Raw genomic sequence first — 17191 nt, 5'->3', positions numbered from 1 at the left:
GGCAGGATCGGACGTGACCGTCCCCTCGCCTGCAAGGGAGCCCGTGACCGTGACCACGCCGTTCGACCCCGTCCGCCCCCTGATGGGGGTCGAGGAGGAGTACCTCGTCGTCGATCCCCGTACCCGGGAGGTGGTGCCGCGGGCGGGGCAGGTCGTCCGGCGGGCCGCCGAGGAGCTCGGGGAACAGGTGTGCACGGAGATCACGCGGTTCCAGGTGGAGGCCAAGACGCCGCCCTGCGCGGAGCCCGCCGGCCTGGAGCGCGAGCTGCGCCGGATGCGGGACGCGGTCGCCGCCGCAGCGCGGGCCGAGGGGCTGGCCGTGGTCGCCTCGGGCACGCCCGTGCTCGGCGAGGCCGTGCCGCCGCCCATCACCGAGGACTCCCGCTACGACCTCGGCATCGAGAACTACCGGGCGCTCCACGACGAGCAGGCCATCTGCGCCGGTCACGTCCACGTGCACCTGCCCGACCGGGAGCGGGTGCCGCTGGTGTGCAACCACCTGCGGCCGTGGCTGCCCGCCCTGATCGCGCTCATGGCCAACTCGCCGTTCTGGACCGGCCGTGACACCGGGTACGCGGGCTGGCGGGTGCTGTCCTGGGGCAAGTGGCCGGTGGCGGGGCCGCCGCCGTACCTGGAGGGGCTCGGCCACTACGAGAGCGTGGTCGCGGGGCTGACCGCGAGCGGGGCGCTGGTCGATCCGGCGACGGTGTTCTGGGACGCGCGGCCGTCGCACCGGCTGCCCACGGTGGAGGTGCGGGTGAGCGACGTGCCGGCCTCGGCGGCGGAGTCGGTGCTGCTGGCGCTGCTGGTCAGGGCGCTGGTCACGGTGTCCCTGGAGCGGGTCGAAGCGGGCGATCCGGGGCCGCGGGTGACGGGCGAGCTGCTGCGGGTGGCGTACTGGCGGGCCGCCAGGGACGGGCTCGACGGGCACGGTGTCGATCCGCACACCGGGCGGGCGGTCCCGGTGGCGGAGATCGTGGAGGGGCTGCTGGAGCACGTCCGGCCCGCCCTGGTGGGCAGCGGCGACCTGGAGACGGTCATGCGGGGGTGGCGGTGGTTGCGCGCCGCCGGGAGCGGGGCCGCCCGGCAGCGGGCCGCGTTGAAGGCGCGCGGGTCGTTCGAGGGCGTGGTGGACGACCTGGTGGAGCGTTTCCGCGCCTAGCAGGCCGGCAGGTGCTCGGACAGGAAGGAGCGGAGCGGGGCGGCGTGGCGTACCGGGTCCTGCCAGCGGGCCTGGAGGTCCTCCAGCAGGTGCCGTTCGGCCGTCAGCTCGCCGCGCCGCCAGACGCGGACGACGGGATGCAGGAAGGCGCACTCGTCGGCGCGGTCGGGCGTCGGGTGCCGCCGGATGGCGAACACGTCGGGGTGCCGGTCGCGGGGGCCCCAGCGCAGGGTGACGGTGAGCAGCAGGTCCTCGCCGGCGAAGCGGGAGACGGCGTAGTCCTCCGGCAGGTCCTCGTAGTGCCGCGCCGTCCGCTGCGCCGGATCGATCACGTACGCGTCCGCCAGATACTCGAACTGCGTCCACAGCGCCGAGCTGTGGTTGACGCGGCCGAGCACGTCGTCCGTCAGCGGGCCGGCGGCGGCGGGCAGCTCGCGCGAGCGCAGCGGCACGCCGTCGTAGCGCTCGCACAGCAGCGCGGCCAGCGTGCGCAGGTTGTAGCGGAAGCCGTCGATGAACGCCGAGGAGGCCCGCTTGAAGTCGCGGGCCTGCATGAGCGTGCCGGCGAAGTACAGGCCGTCGACGTTGGCCGACTGGAAGTCGGGGCGGATGGCCGGAATGCGCCCGTTCGGAGCCAGTTCGGGACGGCAGGACGCGCCGAACGGCCCGGTGTCCATGGTGAAGCCGGTGCAGCGCAGCACGGCGTCGTAGTCGAGCACCGCCCGCTCGCCCTCGGCCAGCGTGTACGTGATCGCGGCCCGGTACCCGCCGTTCTCCCGCCAGATCCGGTCCACGGTGCACTCCAGCACGGCGTGCAGGGTCTTGAACCAGTAGCTGTCCAGCAGCGCGCCGTACTGGCCGCGCACGTGCCCGGGGTGCTTGCTGGTCCACGCCAGCCGTACGGGGCTGGGGCTGGCCAGGTGGATCACCGACGCGTACGGCAGCAGCGCCTGGGCGGTCTCGAACGCCGAGTTGCCCTTGCCGACGATGAGCACCCGCTGCCCGGTGTACTCCTCGCCGCTCGCGGGCACGTCCTCGTAGCCGGTGGCCAGCTCGATGCCGGGGATGCCGGGCACGTGCGGGCCGCCCCAGCCGGTCGCCACGATCACGCAGTCGGCGCGGAACACCTCGCCGCCGGCGTGGACGGCGAACCGGTCACCCGTCTTCTCCACCCGCGTCACCGGCGTGGAGTAGCGCACGCGCAGGCCGTGCACGCGCTGGAAGTCGGCCAGGTAGCGCAGCAGGTCGTCGGCGTGCGGGAAGTACTCCTGCGAGTAGCTCGGGAACGCCAGCTCGGGGCCGTCGTTGAGCAGCGAGTTCCAGTCCCAGCGGAGCTGGATCTCGCGGTCCTGCTCGCCGGTGTGGACCTTGTTCAGCGAGATCAGCCGGCGGTGGCGCGGGTAGCGGCGGAAGAAGCCGCCCGGCGACTCCTCCCGCTCCAGGGTGACGTAGTCGGCCCCGGCCCGCTGCAGGAAGTGGCTGAGCTGGAGGCCGCCGGGGCCGGCGCCGATGATCAGGAAGCGGTGGTCGTGCGTCACCCGGCCTGTCCCGCCTGCTGGGGAGCGGGATGGCCGTAGCCGTACGTCACGACGCGCTCGGCCGCCGTGGCGTAGACGGCGGGGTCGTCGGGGGCGTGCGTGGCCAGGCCGTCCACGTAACGGTTGAACATGCAGAACGCCGCCGCGATCAGCACCGTGTCGTGGACCTCCTGGTCGGTGGCGCCCTCCGCCCTGGCGGCGGCGACCAGGTCTGCGGTGACCTCGCGGCCGCCGCGCTGGACGGCGGCCGCGATCGCCAGCAGCGCCTGGAGCTTCCGCGAGATGTCCGTGCCCGCGGTGCCGGCGCGGACCCGGTCGACCAGGTCCATGCCGCCGGGGAGCTGGGCGGCGGCGAACGCGGCGTGCGAGGCCGTGCAGTAGCGGCACTCGTTGAGCCCGGACACGTAGGCCGCGATCAGCTCCCGCTCGCCGCGCGTCAGCGTGTTGTCGCCGCGGAGCAGCACCTCGGCCAGGGCGTTCAGCGGCCCGGCGGTCTCGGGGCGGAAGGCGAAGAGGCCGCGAATTCCGGGCTCACCGGAATCGATGGGGACATGGGGCATTAATGCTCCTCAATTTCGGCCGGTCCGGTCGGTCACCTCCTGCATGATCGGGTCGTCGCTCATCCACTGTCAACGTCACCTTTCCTCATTTATGCGCTTATTCCGGACGCCTTCTTGTTTTGTGGATCTACGCAGCGTAGGGTCGCGAACGGCTCATAAGCCCTGTTTGCGATGGGACGGAATCCATGACCGAACATTCCAGCATCACTGTCGCCAGCGGTTTCTACGACGCACTCGCCAAGGGCGACCTGGACGTCCTGCGAGACCTCCTCACCGACGACGTGGTCTTCCACGTTCCCGGCCGCGGCCCGATGGCCCGGGACTACCGCGGCAAGGAGCAGGTGCTCGGCTACCTGGCGCGGCTGGCCGAGGCCGCCACCGGCGGGCTGCGGCTGGAGCCGCAGGACTACCTCGTCGGCGCGGACCGCGTGGCCGCGGTGCTGTCGATCCGTGGTGAGCGTGACGGCCGCACCCTGGACGACCACGGCCTCCAGCTCTTCCGGCTGACCGGCGGGAAGATCAGCGAGCGGACGAGCTACCCGTACGACCCCTACTCCGTCGACGACTTCTTCGCCTGACGGGCGGGCGCGGGCGCCCCGCGGGGACCCGCGCCACCGCCGTTCCCCCGGACCGTCATCGCAGCTCAGCAGGCCTCCTCCAGTTCGTCGTGCCAGGTCGCCACGTACCCGCCGGTGAGCCTGGCCCGCTCGGCGTAGTGCTCGGGGTCGTCGCAGGCCAGCGTGGCCAGGCCGTCCACGTAGCGGTTGTACATGCAGAACGCCGCCGCGATCAGCACCGTGTCGTGGATCTCCTCGTCCGTGGCTCCTTCCCGCCTGGCGGCGTCCACGTGCTCGGACGTGACGTCCTGGCCGCTGCGCTGCACGGCCGCCGCGATCTCCAGCAGAGCCTTGAGCTTGCCGGGGATCGGGGCGTTGCCGAGGTCGGCGCGTACCTGGTCGACCAGGTCCATGCCGCCGGGGACGCGGACGGCGGCGAACGCGGCATGCGTGTGGTAGCAGAAGCGGCAGCGGTTGAGCGACGACACGTACGCGGCGATCAGCTCCCGCTCGCCCCTGGTCAGCGTGCCGTCGCCGCAGAGCAGCACTTCGGAGAGCAGGGTCAGCGGCCGCGCGGCCTCCGGCCGGTAGCGGAACAGGCCGCGGATTCCCGGCTCTTCCGAACGTAACGTGATGTGCGCGGAGCCGCCGCCCGCGTGGTTGGCGAAATGCCGCCAGCGTGGTGGCCAATTCACGGTATCGGGCTTATCCAAAAATGCGATGTCCGTCATTTCGTACCCTTCGGATTCGTAGGTGTTCTTTCAGCGTGTGGTGGTCACCATCGCCGGGCCGGGTCGTGCGCGGCCGGCAAGGTGCGGGACGCCGGCCGCCTCCTGCCGGCCGGCCGGTGCGAGGGCGCGGGTCACGGCGGGCCAGGCGGCGGAGAGCGGGTCGATGAGCGCGAAGTGCCCGGCGTCCTGGATCTCGGTGAGAACGGCGCCCGCCCGCGCGGCGAACCTGCGGCTCATGTCCACGGGCACGAGCCGGTCCCGGACGCCGTGCACGAGCGCGAGCCGGGTCCCGGGGGCGAGCGGCAGCAGCCGTACGGGGTCGGTCAGGCCGAGCAGCTCGGCCCGGCCGTCCAGCAGGCGCGCCGCCGCCCCGTCGCCGAGGCCGGCGGTGAACGCCTCCCCCAGGTCCGACAGCGCCGCCAGCGCCACCACCGCGCCGATCGCGGGCTTGCCGTGCCAGGAGCAGGACGGGGGCAGGCGGTGGCGCGCGGCCGACCACAGGGCCAGCTGCCCGCCCGCCGAGTGACCGGCCACCACGACCCCCCGCCGTCCCGCGGTGACCAGATCGACCGCGGCGGCCACGTCGTCGAACGTGCCCGGGTAGCCGCCGCCCGGCTGGCCGAGCCTGCGGTACTCCGGCACGTACACCGGGTGTCCCAGGTCGGCCAGTGCGGCGGCCATGGGGCGGGTGTGCGACCGGTCGTAGGAGGCCAGCCAGAAGCCGCCGTGCAGCAGGATCACCGGCGGCGCGGTCTCCCGCTTTGGGAGGTGGACGTCGATAACCTGGTCGGGGTGCGGGCCGAAGCGGATGACGCGGTCGGGCGCCCTGACGGTTCTGGTCAGCAGCTCGTGGAAGGACATGCCGCGAGCGTAGGCCGGGCGGGGTGGCCCCCACCCCGGGACGGCGTGGCAGGAAGGTGCCGTGCCGGTGCAGCAAGGGGACCCGGCGGGGCGCTGCCCGGCGGCGTGGGGGGCGGCCACCATGGGGCGTGAAGCCACGTCAGGGGAAAGGCCCAGGGGAAGGCACTGCCATGTCAGGATCTGGCATCTCGACGACGCCCGGGTGGGCGGTCCGCAAGGTCACGGTGATCGGGTGCGGGTTGATCGGCACGTCCGTGGGGCTCGCCCTGCGGCGGGCCGGCGTGCGCGTGGCACTCGCCGACCGGGACCCGCGAGCGGTGGAGACGGCCGCGCGCAGAGGCGCGGGCGTGCCGTTGACCGGGGGTGCGGCGCTGGTCGGGGACGTGGCGGCGGGCGGGGAGGCGCCCTGGGGGCGGGGGCCGGCTGATGTGGTGGTGATCGCCACGCCGCCGTCCACCGTCGTGCCGGTGTTGCGGTGGGCGCAGGAGCGCGCGCTCGGGGTGCTCTACACGGACGTGGCCAGCGTCAAGGCGCGGCTGCTGGCCGGGGCCGGGGCCGCCGGGTGCGATCTGACCTCCTTCGTTCCCGGGCATCCGATGGCCGGGCGCGAGTCGTCCGGGCCCGGGGCGGCGAGCGCCGACCTGTTCGAGGGGCGGGCGTGGGCGGTGTGCCACCATCCGGCGCTGTCGCCGCAAGCCGTGCGGGCCGTGACCACGCTGGTGACCACGTGCGGTGCCCGGGTGGTGCCGATGGAGGCGGAGGCGCACGACCGGGCCGCCGCCGCGGTGTCGCACGCGCCACACGTGGTGTCGTCGTCGCTGGCGGCACGCTTCGCCGGCTCGGGGGAAGCGGCGCTGATCCTCGCCGGGCGGGGGCTCCTGGACGTCACGCGGGTGGCGGGCGGGCCTTCCGGGCTGTGGTGCGACATCCTGGAGCACAACGCCGAGCCCGTCGCCGACGTGCTGGAGGCCGTCGCCGGTGACCTCAGCTCCGTGGTGGCCGCGTTGCGCTCGGGTGACCCCGCACGCCTGCGCGCGCTCACGGACGTGCTCGGCGCGGGCAACGCGGGCCGCTCCCGCATCGTCAGCTCCTGGCCCGGCCCGGCGGGCGGCCCGCACGGCAGGCACGACACGGCCGCGACCGGCTGACCCCGCAACACGCCCGCCACAGCGCCGCCCGGCACCGCGCAGCACAGCATCCGGCTTGGCACCCTGCCCAGGACCTGGCTCGCGCGAGTGCGGCAGGGTCAGACATAGAGCGTGTGAGGAGGGAGGCCGCACAGGGTGCGGCCGTACAGTTCGGCGCCGGTGGCGGGGTGGGTCAGGCTGTGCAGGGACATGGTGGCCAGGTCGCGGGCGATGCGGTGGAGGGGCTCGTCGTCGCGGATCGACGTCTCGTCGCCCGCCGCGGCCAGCGTGTCGGCCGCCTGCCTGGCGAGCCTGCACACCTCCCCCGCCTCCGCCCGCGCCCTGGCGCGCTCGGCCAGGCTCCACGGCTCCGACCGCGCCGCCTTGCCGTCGACGAGCCCGGCCAGGCGGCGCGTGTGGAACTCCGCCTCGTCGATCTTCATGGTGGCGTCCGCGACCTGGAGGTGGGTCATGGGCGCGGCGGCCCGGCTCTCGTAGTCGGTGTCGGCGAGCCGCCCGTACGTGACGCGCTCGGAGAACGCCTCCCTGGCGGCGCGCGCAAGGCCCACCGCCGTACCGGCCGCGCAGACCGAGGCGAACGGCACCAGCGGGGCGCGCGGCGCCGTACCCCGGAGGGCGTCGCGCAGCGGCAGCACGCGATGGGCGGGGACGAACACGTGGTCCGCGACCGTGCCGGCGCCGCCGCAGCCGCGCAGCCCCGGGGCGTCCCAGCCGTCCACGAGCCGCAGGTCGGACGTCCGGACCAAAGCCAGGACGTGCGTGGGCCTGCCGTCGGCGCCCACCCGCATCGCGGCGATGAGCTGCCACTGGCTGTGCGCCGCACCGGCGATCTGCCCCCACCTGCCGTTGATCTCGATGCCGTCACCGGTCTCGAAGGCCATCGCGGTGGGGCGCAGGGTGCCGCACATGCGGACGTCGGCGCCGCGGAACACGTCCTCCTGCGCCTGGCCGGGGAACATCGTGCCGGCCCACGCCGCGCTCCACGAGGCCGCGGCGGCCCAGGCGGCGGCGCCGTCGGCCCTGGCCAGCTCGGCGGCGACCGCTGCCACGGTGGCCGCGTCCGCCTCGTAGCCGCCGAAGCGGGCGGGCACGCACAGCCGGAAGACGCCCGCCAGCGTCATGGCCTCGACGGTCTCGGCGTGCGGCGCGCCGTTGCGTTCGGCCCAGGCCGCCCTGCCGCGCAGGGCCCTGCCCAGGTCCGCCGCGCGGGCGACGAGCTCGGCTCCGCTGGGCGTCGGGAGATTCAGCATCGCGCCTCCTCGTCGTCCACGAGACTCGCACTCCGCAACCGCGCGTACATCTCCCAGATTGCGCTCTTCCGCGCGGGGCACGGCACGAGAACATCGCGTTCGCGCGGGCGGTTACCGTCGCTGGCAGGGGAATCCGAACGGAGTTCATCATGCGACGTATTCGCGTTTCCAAGCCCACCAAGAAGCCCGCTCCCACCCAGCTCGACCTGCGCACGCCGTCCGGCAGGAAACTGCCTTTCTAGGCTGGCAAGAAACGGCGACAGGAAGGCAGCTTCCTGCCGCCGTACCACCTTTCCGCGGCATTCGCCCGAGGGCGATCATGAAAGAAAGTCGAGATTCTGCGGGTGAACTGACATGACGATTGTTGCGGAATTCGAGCCTTATCCGATGCCGGACACGGGCGAGCTGCCCGAGAACACTCCGCCGTGGACGCCCGATCCGCGGCGTGCCGTGCTCCTGCTGCTCGACATGCGGAACACCGTGCTGGACGCCTTCCCGCACGGCGAGGCCCCGCTGCGCGACCTGCTGAGGAACGTGGCGGAGCTGCGCGAGCGGTGCACGCGGCTGCGCGTGCCCGTGGCGTACGCGGCGCAGCCCGGCCTCATGACCGAGCAGCAGCAGGGGCTGCTCAAGGACTTCCAGGAGGAGCGCGGGCTCAGGCTGGATCCCGCGCAGCGGCGCTTCCCCGAGTGCGTGGCGCCCAGATCGCACGACTGGCTCATCGCCAAGAAGCGCTACAGCGCCTTTCACGACTCCACGCTGCTGTGGCGGCTGCGCGAGTCCGGCCGCGACCAGCTCATCATCGCGGGCGTGTACGCCCACGCCGGCGTCCTGGCGACGGCCCTCGACGCCTTCACCCACGACGTCCAGCCCTACATCGTGGCCGACGCCATCGCCGACCGCACCGCGGCCGAGCACCTGCAGACGCTCCGCTTCGTGGCCGGCTCCTGCGGCGTCACGATGACCACCAAGCAGCTCCTCACCCAACTGCGCACGCTCTGAGATGCCACGTCCCGTGCCTCGATTCAGGCTGGGGTGAAGATCCCCAGGTCAGAATCGAGGTACGCGCATGCGCACTGAAGCGGTGCCCGCCGGTCTCAACGCGCGGCATCACAAGGCCGCGCTCGGAGCGTTCATGGTCGTGGTGGTCGCCCACTGGGGCGAGCACCTCGCGCAGGCCGTCCAGGTGTACGCGCTGGGCTGGCCGCTGAAGGAGGCGCGTGGCCTGCTGGGCGTGCCGTTCCCGTGGCTCGTCTCCTCCGAGTGGATGCACTACGGCTACGCGTTGATCATGCTGATCGGCCTGATCCTGTTGCGCGGCGGGTTCGTCGGCAGGTCGCGTACGTGGTGGAACGTCTCGCTCGGCATCCAGGTCTGGCACCACCTGGAGCATCTGCTACTGCTCGTCCAGGCGCTGGCGGGCGCGAACCTGCTGGGCCGTCCCGCCCCGACGAGCCTCATCCAGCTCCTGGTGCCGCGCATGGAGCTGCACCTGTTCTACAACGCGCTGGTGTTCGCACCGATGGTGGTGGCGGTGCTGCTGCACCGGCGTCCCCGCGTGTCCGAGGGCGCCGGCATGCGGTGCACGTGCGCCGTGGCGCCGAGCTGGTGACGACCGTGCCGACCGCACCGACCGCGCCGACCGTGCCGACCGCACCGACCGCGCCGACGGTGACGCGCAGGCGGGCGCGCCCGTCCGCCTTCACCGTGACGCTCATGCTCTTCGCGGGCCTGCTGGCCTTCCTGGGCGCCCAGAACGCCGGTACGGTCGTGCGCGCCGCGTTCGCGGACGGCCAGGAGGGCCGCTTCGTCCCGCGCGCCCTGAGCTGCGTCCAGCATCCCGGCCACGAGTCGTGCGTGTGGACCGGCGACTTCAGCGCCGCCGGCGGGACGGTCCTGCTGCGCGGCGTCGAGCTGTACGGCAGCGACCGCTCCACGCACCGGGCCGGCCTGCCCGTCCCCGCCGTGGACGTGGGCGCGCCCGCCCGCGTGTACGGGCCCGGCGGCTCCGGCGAGTGGATGTTCCGCGCCCTGCTGCTGGCCGCCGCCGCGGCCATCCTGTGGTCCCAGTACGGCCGCCGCACCCGCACCCCGCGCCCCACGCGCTCGTGACAGCGGCCCGGACACGGCGAGGCCCCGCCCTCCGGCTGGAAGGGCGGGGCCTCTCGCGTCAGGCGGCCACGAGCAGGCCGTCGTCCACCACGCGCGTCGTACGCCCCGGCAGTGCCCTCCTCTCCGCGACGGTGACGGCGCTCTCCCCGGTGATGACCGCGACCGTGGCGACGTACCCGTCGCCGGGGTGCAGCGAGCGGAAGCGCACGTGCGCGGGCGGGATGTCGAGCGGCCAGCTCAGCAGCGCCGGCTCGGCGAAGGGGCCGCTGACCTCCACCTCCGTGGGCGAGATCCGCAGGCCGTGCCCGGTCGCCTTGAGCGCCGCCTCCTTGCGTACCCAGAGCCTGACGAAGGCCTCGTAACGCTCGTGCCGCGGCAGCGCGTCGAGCTGGGCCTGCTCCCAGGCCGTGAGCGCGCAGCGCGCCAGGTCGTCCACGGGCTCGGCGGGGACGGCCTCCACGTCCACGCCCAGCGGCCCCTCCTCGGTCAGCGCCACCACGACCCGGTCGCCGGAGTGCGAGATCGACACGTGCAGGTGGGCGCCGTCGCCCTTGAGCTCGGGCTTGCCGTGGTAGCGGTCGCAATCCGGGCACGAACGGTCGACCGCCACGTCCTGCGGGCTGGTGCCGAGCTGGGCGGCGCTCGCCGTCCGCAGCAGCCACGCTCCCGTGACGAAACGGCGGCGGTCGGCAGCGCGGCGGAACCTGGCCGCCCTGCCCAGCTCGCGCTCGTTCAGCACCACGGCCATGCTCTCCTCGGTCCGGTCGTCCGGACCCGCCCACCAGATCTGGCACTGTCCCTGCGTCAGCACCGAAGCAATCATCTGTCGTCCTCCCTGACGTCACGTGTGACAAGGCGGTGGCAGCCCACCAGTTCCCACCGGTCCACCTCCGGGCTGGCGAGGATCTCCCGGACCCGCTCGCCCACCTGCGCGCTCGTGAGCGGCTCGTCGGGGCGTACGCGGATGACGATGGCGCCGGTGGCCTGTTCGAGGTCCTTGTGCCAGCCGGCGGGCAACAGCGCCATGATGCGGATGCCGTCCACCGGCGAGGCCGGCAGCGGCAGGCCGTGCGCCTGGCGCATCGTCAGCTGGATCACCATGGCGGCATGCACCGCCGTCCGCGGAGGAAAGTGCGCTTCATGTCGTGCCTCCCTGCTCCGATCCATGTCTTCACAGCTCCACTGTGCGGTCGCGGAGGCGGCCGATCGAGGTGAAGGGGAGGCAGGAAGCTGCAGGCCAGGCACCGCATGCTGTCAGAAGGGGGGCGCAGGGGCTCCGGGGCATGCGAAAGCCCGGCCTCGGGCACGCCGGGGCCGGGCTGGGGGTACGGCTATTCAGCCCCCGCCGGTGGGCGGGGGCGGAGGGAGGTCAGGAGGAGGGTCAGAGCGGGACGTTGCCGTGCTTGCGCGGCGCGCTGTGCTTGCGCTTGTCGCGGAGCATGGCCAGGCCGCGGGCGATCGCCATCCTGGTCTCCGCGGGGTCGATCACGTCGTCGACGAGTCCGCGCTCGGCGGTGTAGGTGGGGTGGATGAGCTCGCGCTTGTAGCGTTCGAGCAGCTCGGCGCGCTCGGTGACGGGGTCGGCGGCCGCGGCGAGCTGCCTGCGGTAGATGATGTTGACGGCGCCCTCGGCGCCCATCACGGCGACCTCGTTGGTCGGCCAGGCCAGCGACAGGTCGGTGCCGATGGAGCGGGAGTCCATGACGATGTACGCGCCGCCGTACGCCTTCCTGACGATGACCGAGATGCGCGGCACCGTCGCCTCGCAGTAGGCGTACAGCAGCTTGGCACCGTGCCTGATGACGCCCTCGTACTCCTGGTCCTTGCCGGGCAGGAAGCCGGGCACGTCCACGAGGGTCACCAGCGGGATGGAGAAGGCATCACAGAACCTCACAAAGCGCGCCGCCTTCTGGGCGGCCTTCGCGTCAAGCACGCCGGCCAGCACGGTCGGCTGGTTGGCCACCACGCCGACCACCTCACCGTCGATCCTGGCCAAGGCGCAGATCACGTTGCCCGCCCAGTTCCGGTGCGTCTCCAGGAACTCCCCGTCGTCCACCAGCTCCGCCAGCACCTCACGCATGTCGTACAACTTGTTCTGCTCAGCGGGGACGATCTCGGCAAGCCTGGGGCGCAGGTCGGTGGTGGCGCCGCAGGGCGGCGCCGCGGGCGGCCGGCCCAGGTTGTTGCTCGGCAACATCGACAGCAGGTCGCGCACGGAGGCCAGGCACTCCTCCTCGTCGTCGTGCACGAACGTGGCCACGCCCGAGCGGCTGCCGTGCACCTGGGCGCCGCCGAGCTCGGCGTGCGTCACCCGCTCACCCGTCACCGCCTCGACCACGTCGGGCCCGGTCAGGTAGAGCTGGGCGGTGTCGCCGGCCATGAACGTGAAGTCGGCCAGCGCCGTGGAGTAGGCCGCGCCGCCCGCGCACGGGCCGAGCACCACGCTGATCTGCGGGATCACCCCGGACGCCTGCACGTAGCGCTGGAAGATGCCGCCGTAGCCGTTCAGCGACATGACGCCTTCCTGGATCCTGGCGCCGCCGCTGTCGTTCAGTCCGATGAAGGGGGCGCCGGTGGACAGCGCCAGCTCCATCACCTTCTGGATCTTCAGGGCGTGCGCCTCGCCGAGCGAGCCGCCGTAGATGGTGAAGTCCTGCGCGTAGACGAACACGCGGCGGCCGTCGATCGTGCCCGAGCCGGTGACGACCCCGTCGGTGTGCGGCCGCTGCCGCTCCATGCCGAGCCCCTGTGCCCGGTGCCTGCGCAGCATGTCGAGCTCGACGAACGAGCCCTCGTCCAGCAGGAGGTCCAGCCGCTCGCGCGCGGTGCGCTTGCCCAGGGCGCGCTGCCGCTCCACTCCCCGGTGGTCGCCGTCGGCGATGTCCTGGCGCAGCCTGCCCAGGTCGTCGCGGAGCCGGTCCATCGAGGGGGGCGCCGGCCGTACGGCCCGTTCGAGTTCTTCTGCGGTGATGTCCAGCTCAGAGATGCTCATCGTCTTCTCCTAACAGGCGTCTCCGATTCCTTCAGTGAAAGATCGGAGCGCGCCTGGTGTCACCTCTTCGTGTGCCGGACCCGCACCGTCAGATCCAGTTCTCCTCCTTCGCCCGCAGCGCCGCCTGGAAGCGGTTGTTCGCGCCGAGCCTGGCCATGAGGTCGGCGACGTAACGGCGGTAGGTGCGTACGGAGATGTCGAGCTCGCGGGCGGCGATCTCGTCCTTGTCGGCCGTCGCCATCACGGTGAGGATGCGCTGCTCCATCTGGGACAGCGCCGGCTCCTCCTCGGGCGGGTCGAGGTGGTGGCGCAGGTCCACGGCGCCCTTCCACAGGCCCTCGAAGTAGATGTAGAGCTGGGAGATCAGCCCCGGCTCGCGTACCAGGAGCGCGCCCGCGGAGTGGTGCGAGGGGTCGATGGGCACGACGGCCACGCTGCGGTCGTACATCAGCATGCGGTCCATGTGCTGGTCGGTGATGCGGATCTCGGCGCCGAGGTTGACCAGCTCGCGCAGGTACGACAGCATGCGCGCGTCCTCGATCGCCTTGGGGTGGAAGATCTGCTTGAGCGCCAGCCCGCGGCGCAGCGACCGCTGGTCGAGCGGCAGCGCGGACTCGATCATCACCTCGGTGAACGGTCCGCCCGGGTGCAGGCAGAGCGTCTCCTTGTAGCAGAAGAAGGCCAGGTCGTCCAGGCGCTGGCGGACGCGTGCCCCGTCCTCGACCCGTTCGATGTCGAGGATCGAGGCGACCTTGTCGCCCTCCCGCTTGTCCTCCTGGAAGGAGGAGATGGCGTCGCGGGCGCTGAACACCCGCCTGATCTCCGCGTTCAGCTCCTCCAGACGCTGCTCCACCAGGCGTTCGATGGCGACGCGCGGATCGGTGGCGGTGACGCGGTAGCGGTCGGTGAGGTCCAGCATGGACAGCCTGCCGAGCAGGTCCACGGCCTCCTCGACCGTGTCGGGGTCCATGCCGAGCGCCTCCGGCACGGACCCGACGCCCTCGCCCTTGTGCTTGAGGAAGAAGCGGTAGACCTGTTCCGCCTGCGGGGTGATGCCTATGACCGAGAGATCCATCGCGCACCTCCTGCCTGCACATGGAGCTCTGGCTCCATCATCGGGAGCCGGGACGCGCCGCGTCCCCTCGCAACGTGCGCTGTCAGGGAACCGGGCAGGGCAGTACCGTGGCCGACGGGGCGGCGCGGTAGCAGGCCGCGCCCGGGCACACCACCTTGACCACCTGGCCGGGCGCCTGCGGCTCCACCGCGACGGGCTCGTGCCCGAACCGGTGGCCGGCGATCTCCGGCCAGCTCGCCGGGCGCAGCCCGCCCAGCTCGTGCACCAGCGACGTGTCGGCCTCGACGGCCATGCTCTCCAGGTACGCCGCGTAGTCCCCCTCGCGGTGCCACACCGCGAAGCGCCGCATCGAGTCGGGCAGCGGCAGCGTGTGCCACGGCTGCGCCCTGGACGCCATGGCCAGCAGGAACGCCTCGCTCACGGCCGACTTCACCGTACGGTCGGCGGCGACGGCCAGCGCGCCCGCGTCCCCGCCGACGGTCACCAGGGCGACGCTGGCGTCCTGAGCCGACAGCACGAACGCCGACACCCGCAGCCCCAGCCCGGTGGCCGCCGCCATCACCCCTGGTGGCAGCAGCCGGTCGAGCTGCTCCGACACCCGCAGCAGCGGCCGGCGCGGATCGGCCCACCAGCGCGCGACCACGTCGTGGGCGAAGATCTCCGCGATCGCCTCGGCCACGCCGTGGTCCACCACCCCGCTCGTGGCCGGCTCGACCCGGCACTCCTGCCGTTCGAGCCACACCACCTCGGCGGGCAGCAGGTAGCGGGTGCCGCTCAGCAGGCCCACGCCCGGCACCAGGACGCCCGCGCTCCTTGGCGGGCCGTCGACGAAGTCGTCCAGCCGCAGCTCCTTGCCCGGGCGCTCCCGCACGGCCCTGTCCGGCCGTTCGGCCAGCTCGCGCAGCGCGCGCACCGCCGCGGCCCTGGCACGCGCGCGGGCGCGCGTGCGCGCCTCGTGCCCGGAGAAGCCGGCCACGATCACGGCCACCTCACCGGTGCCCTCGCCGGCCGCCTCCGCGTAGGCCAGGTGAACGGCGCCGCCCAGGCAGTCGACCACCTCGCCCACTCCGGCGGTCGACCACGAGCCTGCGGGCATGGACGCCATAGCCACTCCTCAACCGGGAAAAAGGGAAGCCTGCGTGCCTTCAGTACAGGTGGCGCCCGCCACGGCAGTCAACGTGCCGCTCCTGATCGAGCAATCGCAGAGAAACCCGGCCGCTGACAGCAACCTGCCAGCCACGCCCAGCTTGCTGCCCGGCCAGCCGCTGTCGCCGCGCGGGCGCCCGCGGGCACCGTGGAGTCATGGACTCCTTCAACATCGCCACGCGGTTCCTCGGCGCAGGCCGGGCGGACGCCACCGCGCTCATCACCCGTGCGGGCCCGATCAGCTACGGCGAGCTGCGGGCCCTGGCCGGCCAGGCCGGCAACGCGCTGCGCGCGCTCGGCGTGCGCCGCGGCGACCGTGTCCTCATCGCGGCCGGCGACGGCCCCGAGTTCGTCGCCACCTGGTACGGCGCGCAGCAGATCGGCGCGATCACCGCCGAGGTCTACACCTACCTGCGGCCCAAGGACTACCGCTACTTCGTCGGCTACACCAGGCCCAAGGTCATCCTCGCCGACCCCGCCGTCCTGGACAACCTGCGCGCCGCGGGCGCGAGCGACCTGCTGGTGACGGGATACCCGCGTGGCGGGCTGCGCGCCGGCGAGCACCACTTCGACACGCTCGTCGGCGCCCAGTCCGACAGACTCGACCCCGTGCACGTGGCGCCGGAGGACCCGGCGATCTGGAAGTTCACCACCGGCAGCACGGGCGCGCCGCGCGCCTGCGTGCTGCCCGCGCGCAGCCCGCACCGCAGCTTCGAGTGGTACGCGCGCGGCGTGCTGGGCCTCCGCGAGGACGACGTCGTGCTGCCGGTGCCGAAGCTGTTCTTCGGCTACGCCCGGGACCTGGCCGCGCTGTTCCCGTTCGGCGCCGGCGCGGCGGGCGTGGTCTTCCCCGAGCGGAGCCGGGCCGAGACCATCTTCGAGCTGATCGCCGAGCACCGCCCGACGATCCTGGTGAACGTGCCCACCATGATGAGCGCGATGCTGGCCCACCCCGACGCCGCCGGGCAGGACCTGAGCTGCCTGCGCCTGTGCACGTCCGCGGGCGAGCCGCTGCCTCCCGAGCTGCACCGGCGCTGGCTGGACACGTTCGGCGTCGAGGTGGTCGACGGGATCGGCTCGTCGGAGGCGTACCACATCTACCTGTCGAACCGGCCCGGGCGGGTGCGGCCCGGCACGCTGGGCGAGCTGGTGCCCGGGTACCGCGCCAGGGTCGTGGACGAGGGCGGTGCGGAGGTCCCCGACGGGGAGGTCGGCCGGCTGGAGATCACCGGTGACACGGTGGCGGCGGAGTACTGGCAGGAGCCGGTCAAGTCGGCGCGCACGTTCGTCCGCGAGCGCACCGTCCTGTCCGGCGACCTGGTCAGCAGGGACGCCGACGGGTTCTACCGCTTCCACGGCAGGGCCGACGACCTGCTGAAGGTGGGCGGGGTGTGGATCGCGCCGTCGGAGATCGAGAACTGCCTGCTGACGCATCACGCGGTGCGCGAGTGCGTGGTGGTCGGCGAGCAGGCGGGCGGCCTGAGCAGGCCGCGCGCGTACGTGGTCGCCACCTCGCCGGTGTCGGCGGAGGAGCTGAAGGCGTACGTGCGGGGCAGGCTGGCGCCGCACAAGTACCCCAGGGAGATCACCCTCGTCCCCAGCCTGCCGCAGACCGCCAACGGCAAGGTCGATCGCCGCGCGCTCGCCGCCTAGAATCCGTCGGTGTAGTCACCCCCCGAACGAAGAGGTTCCCATGCCGGATCTTGACGACCCGACCGCCACGTTCAAGGTGTTCGACGGCGACGCCGACGGATACATCACGCGCGAGGAGTTCGTGCGCGCCATGAACTCGCGCGGCGAGGAGGTCACCGCGGCCGAGCTCGACTCGATCTTCAAGGTGTCCGACGAGCACGACGGCGACGTGGACGGGCGCATCTCGTTCGCGGAGTTCCTGGTGGCGTGGAACAAGTGACGAGCGCGGGCGCGCGGCGGGCGGCCTGAGGGCCCCGCGCGCGGTCCGCGCCCGCGAACCGCTGGACGGGGTGTCCGGCGGGCGGGTCCGCACCGTGAGCCGCCGGACGGGTGTCCGGCGGCTCGGGCGTTCCCGTCCCGTGCGCTC

The 17191-nt window shown here is 72.9% G+C and carries 18 protein-coding genes; 8 read left to right on the top strand and 10 right to left on the bottom strand.

Annotation, left to right across the window (positions count from 1 at the left end):
- Window positions 1-43 precede the first annotated feature (43 nt).
- Window positions 44-1162: a carboxylate-amine ligase gene (locus HD593_RS23195; protein WP_312903640.1), complete on the top strand. Its 1119-nt coding sequence runs from the start codon at window positions 44-46 to the stop codon at window positions 1160-1162.
- Here HD593_RS23195 and HD593_RS23190 read toward each other — a convergent pair.
- Both HD593_RS23190 and HD593_RS23185 read right to left on the bottom strand, forming a co-directional pair.
- Entirely contained in the window at window positions 1159-2700 is a 1542-nt protein-coding gene (locus HD593_RS23190; RefSeq protein ID WP_185104223.1) for an NAD(P)-binding domain-containing protein, read from the bottom strand. The two genes, HD593_RS23195 and HD593_RS23190, sit on opposite strands and share 4 nt — an antisense overlap.
- Entirely contained in the window at window positions 2697-3260 is a 564-nt protein-coding gene (locus tag HD593_RS23185) for a carboxymuconolactone decarboxylase family protein (RefSeq protein ID WP_185104222.1), read from the bottom strand. Before HD593_RS23185 ends, HD593_RS23190 begins: the two co-directional genes overlap by 4 nt.
- A gap of 185 nt (window positions 3261-3445) precedes the next feature.
- Between HD593_RS23185 and HD593_RS23180 the strand changes: the two genes are divergently transcribed.
- The gene (locus HD593_RS23180) at window positions 3446-3838 is read left to right on the top strand and encodes a nuclear transport factor 2 family protein (RefSeq protein WP_185104221.1); all 393 of its coding nucleotides are present in this window, start codon (window positions 3446-3448) and stop codon (window positions 3836-3838) included.
- A gap of 65 nt (window positions 3839-3903) precedes the next feature.
- On the opposite strand, the gene HD593_RS23175 is transcribed toward HD593_RS23180, so the two are convergent.
- Window positions 3904-4512, bottom strand: coding sequence for a carboxymuconolactone decarboxylase family protein (locus HD593_RS23175; protein ID WP_312903638.1), 609 nt, complete (start codon window positions 4510-4512; stop codon window positions 3904-3906).
- 66 nt (window positions 4513-4578) lie between these two features.
- Window positions 4579-5409, bottom strand: coding sequence for an alpha/beta hydrolase family protein (locus HD593_RS23170; protein ID WP_185104219.1), 831 nt, complete (start codon window positions 5407-5409; stop codon window positions 4579-4581).
- Between the two features lie 170 nt (window positions 5410-5579).
- On the opposite strand from HD593_RS23170, the gene HD593_RS23165 reads away from it, so the two are divergent.
- Entirely contained in the window at window positions 5580-6557 is a 978-nt protein-coding gene (locus HD593_RS23165; protein ID WP_185104218.1) for a prephenate dehydrogenase, read from the top strand.
- Window positions 6558-6655: 98 nt separating this feature from the next.
- Here HD593_RS23165 and HD593_RS23160 read toward each other — a convergent pair whose 3' ends face one another.
- Window positions 6656-7807: an acyl-CoA dehydrogenase family protein gene (locus HD593_RS23160; protein ID WP_185104217.1), complete on the bottom strand. Its 1152-nt coding sequence runs from the start codon at window positions 7805-7807 to the stop codon at window positions 6656-6658.
- A gap of 387 nt (window positions 7808-8194) precedes the next feature.
- Here HD593_RS23160 and HD593_RS23155 point away from each other — a divergent pair, with 387 nt between their 5' ends.
- From HD593_RS23155 to HD593_RS23145, 3 genes are all read left to right on the top strand, one after another.
- The gene (locus tag HD593_RS23155) at window positions 8195-8809 is read left to right on the top strand and encodes an isochorismatase family protein (RefSeq protein ID WP_246546691.1); all 615 of its coding nucleotides are present in this window, start codon (window positions 8195-8197) and stop codon (window positions 8807-8809) included.
- A 67-nt stretch (window positions 8810-8876) separates the two neighbouring features.
- Window positions 8877-9419 carry a hypothetical protein gene (locus HD593_RS23150; protein ID WP_185104215.1) on the top strand — a complete coding sequence of 181 codons (543 nt, stop codon included), beginning with the start codon at window positions 8877-8879 and terminating at the stop codon, window positions 9417-9419.
- The gene (locus HD593_RS23145) at window positions 9389-9919 is read left to right on the top strand and encodes a hypothetical protein (protein WP_185104214.1); all 531 of its coding nucleotides are present in this window, start codon (window positions 9389-9391) and stop codon (window positions 9917-9919) included. Before HD593_RS23150 ends, HD593_RS23145 begins: the two co-directional genes overlap by 31 nt.
- Window positions 9920-9977: 58 nt before the next feature.
- On the opposite strand, the gene HD593_RS23140 is transcribed toward HD593_RS23145, so the two are convergent.
- From HD593_RS23140 to HD593_RS23120, 5 genes are all read right to left on the bottom strand, one after another.
- Window positions 9978-10742 carry a 4'-phosphopantetheinyl transferase family protein gene (locus HD593_RS23140; RefSeq protein ID WP_185104213.1) on the bottom strand — a complete coding sequence of 255 codons (765 nt, stop codon included), beginning with the start codon at window positions 10740-10742 and terminating at the stop codon, window positions 9978-9980.
- Window positions 10739-11020 (bottom strand): hypothetical protein, encoded by a 282-nt coding sequence (locus HD593_RS23135; protein ID WP_185104212.1) that lies wholly within the window; start codon window positions 11018-11020, stop codon window positions 10739-10741. The genes HD593_RS23140 and HD593_RS23135 overlap by 4 nt, the downstream gene beginning before the upstream one ends.
- Window positions 11021-11300: 280 nt before the next feature.
- A complete protein-coding gene (locus tag HD593_RS23130; protein ID WP_221524907.1) occupies window positions 11301-12911 on the bottom strand; it encodes an acyl-CoA carboxylase subunit beta in 1611 nt (536 codons plus the stop codon).
- A gap of 88 nt (window positions 12912-12999) precedes the next feature.
- Entirely contained in the window at window positions 13000-13986 is a 987-nt protein-coding gene (locus tag HD593_RS61610) for a helix-turn-helix domain-containing protein (protein WP_185104211.1), read from the bottom strand.
- A gap of 82 nt (window positions 13987-14068) precedes the next feature.
- Window positions 14069-15091: a hypothetical protein gene (locus HD593_RS23120; RefSeq protein WP_185104210.1), complete on the bottom strand. Its 1023-nt coding sequence runs from the start codon at window positions 15089-15091 to the stop codon at window positions 14069-14071.
- A gap of 197 nt (window positions 15092-15288) precedes the next feature.
- Between HD593_RS23120 and HD593_RS23115 the strand changes: the two genes are divergently transcribed.
- Both HD593_RS23115 and HD593_RS23110 read left to right on the top strand, forming a co-directional pair.
- Window positions 15289-16785: a benzoate-CoA ligase family protein gene (locus HD593_RS23115; RefSeq protein WP_185104209.1), complete on the top strand. Its 1497-nt coding sequence runs from the start codon at window positions 15289-15291 to the stop codon at window positions 16783-16785.
- Between the two features lie 40 nt (window positions 16786-16825).
- Window positions 16826-17044, top strand: a complete 219-nt coding sequence (locus HD593_RS23110) for an EF-hand domain-containing protein (protein WP_185104208.1) — start codon at window positions 16826-16828, stop codon at window positions 17042-17044.
- Window positions 17045-17191: the final 147 nt, after the last annotated feature.

It is taken from the genome of Nonomuraea rubra (assembly GCF_014207985.1).
Taxonomy (GTDB): domain Bacteria; phylum Actinomycetota; class Actinomycetes; order Streptosporangiales; family Streptosporangiaceae; genus Nonomuraea; species Nonomuraea rubra.
This window is presented reverse-complemented; position numbering and strand designations above follow the sequence as displayed.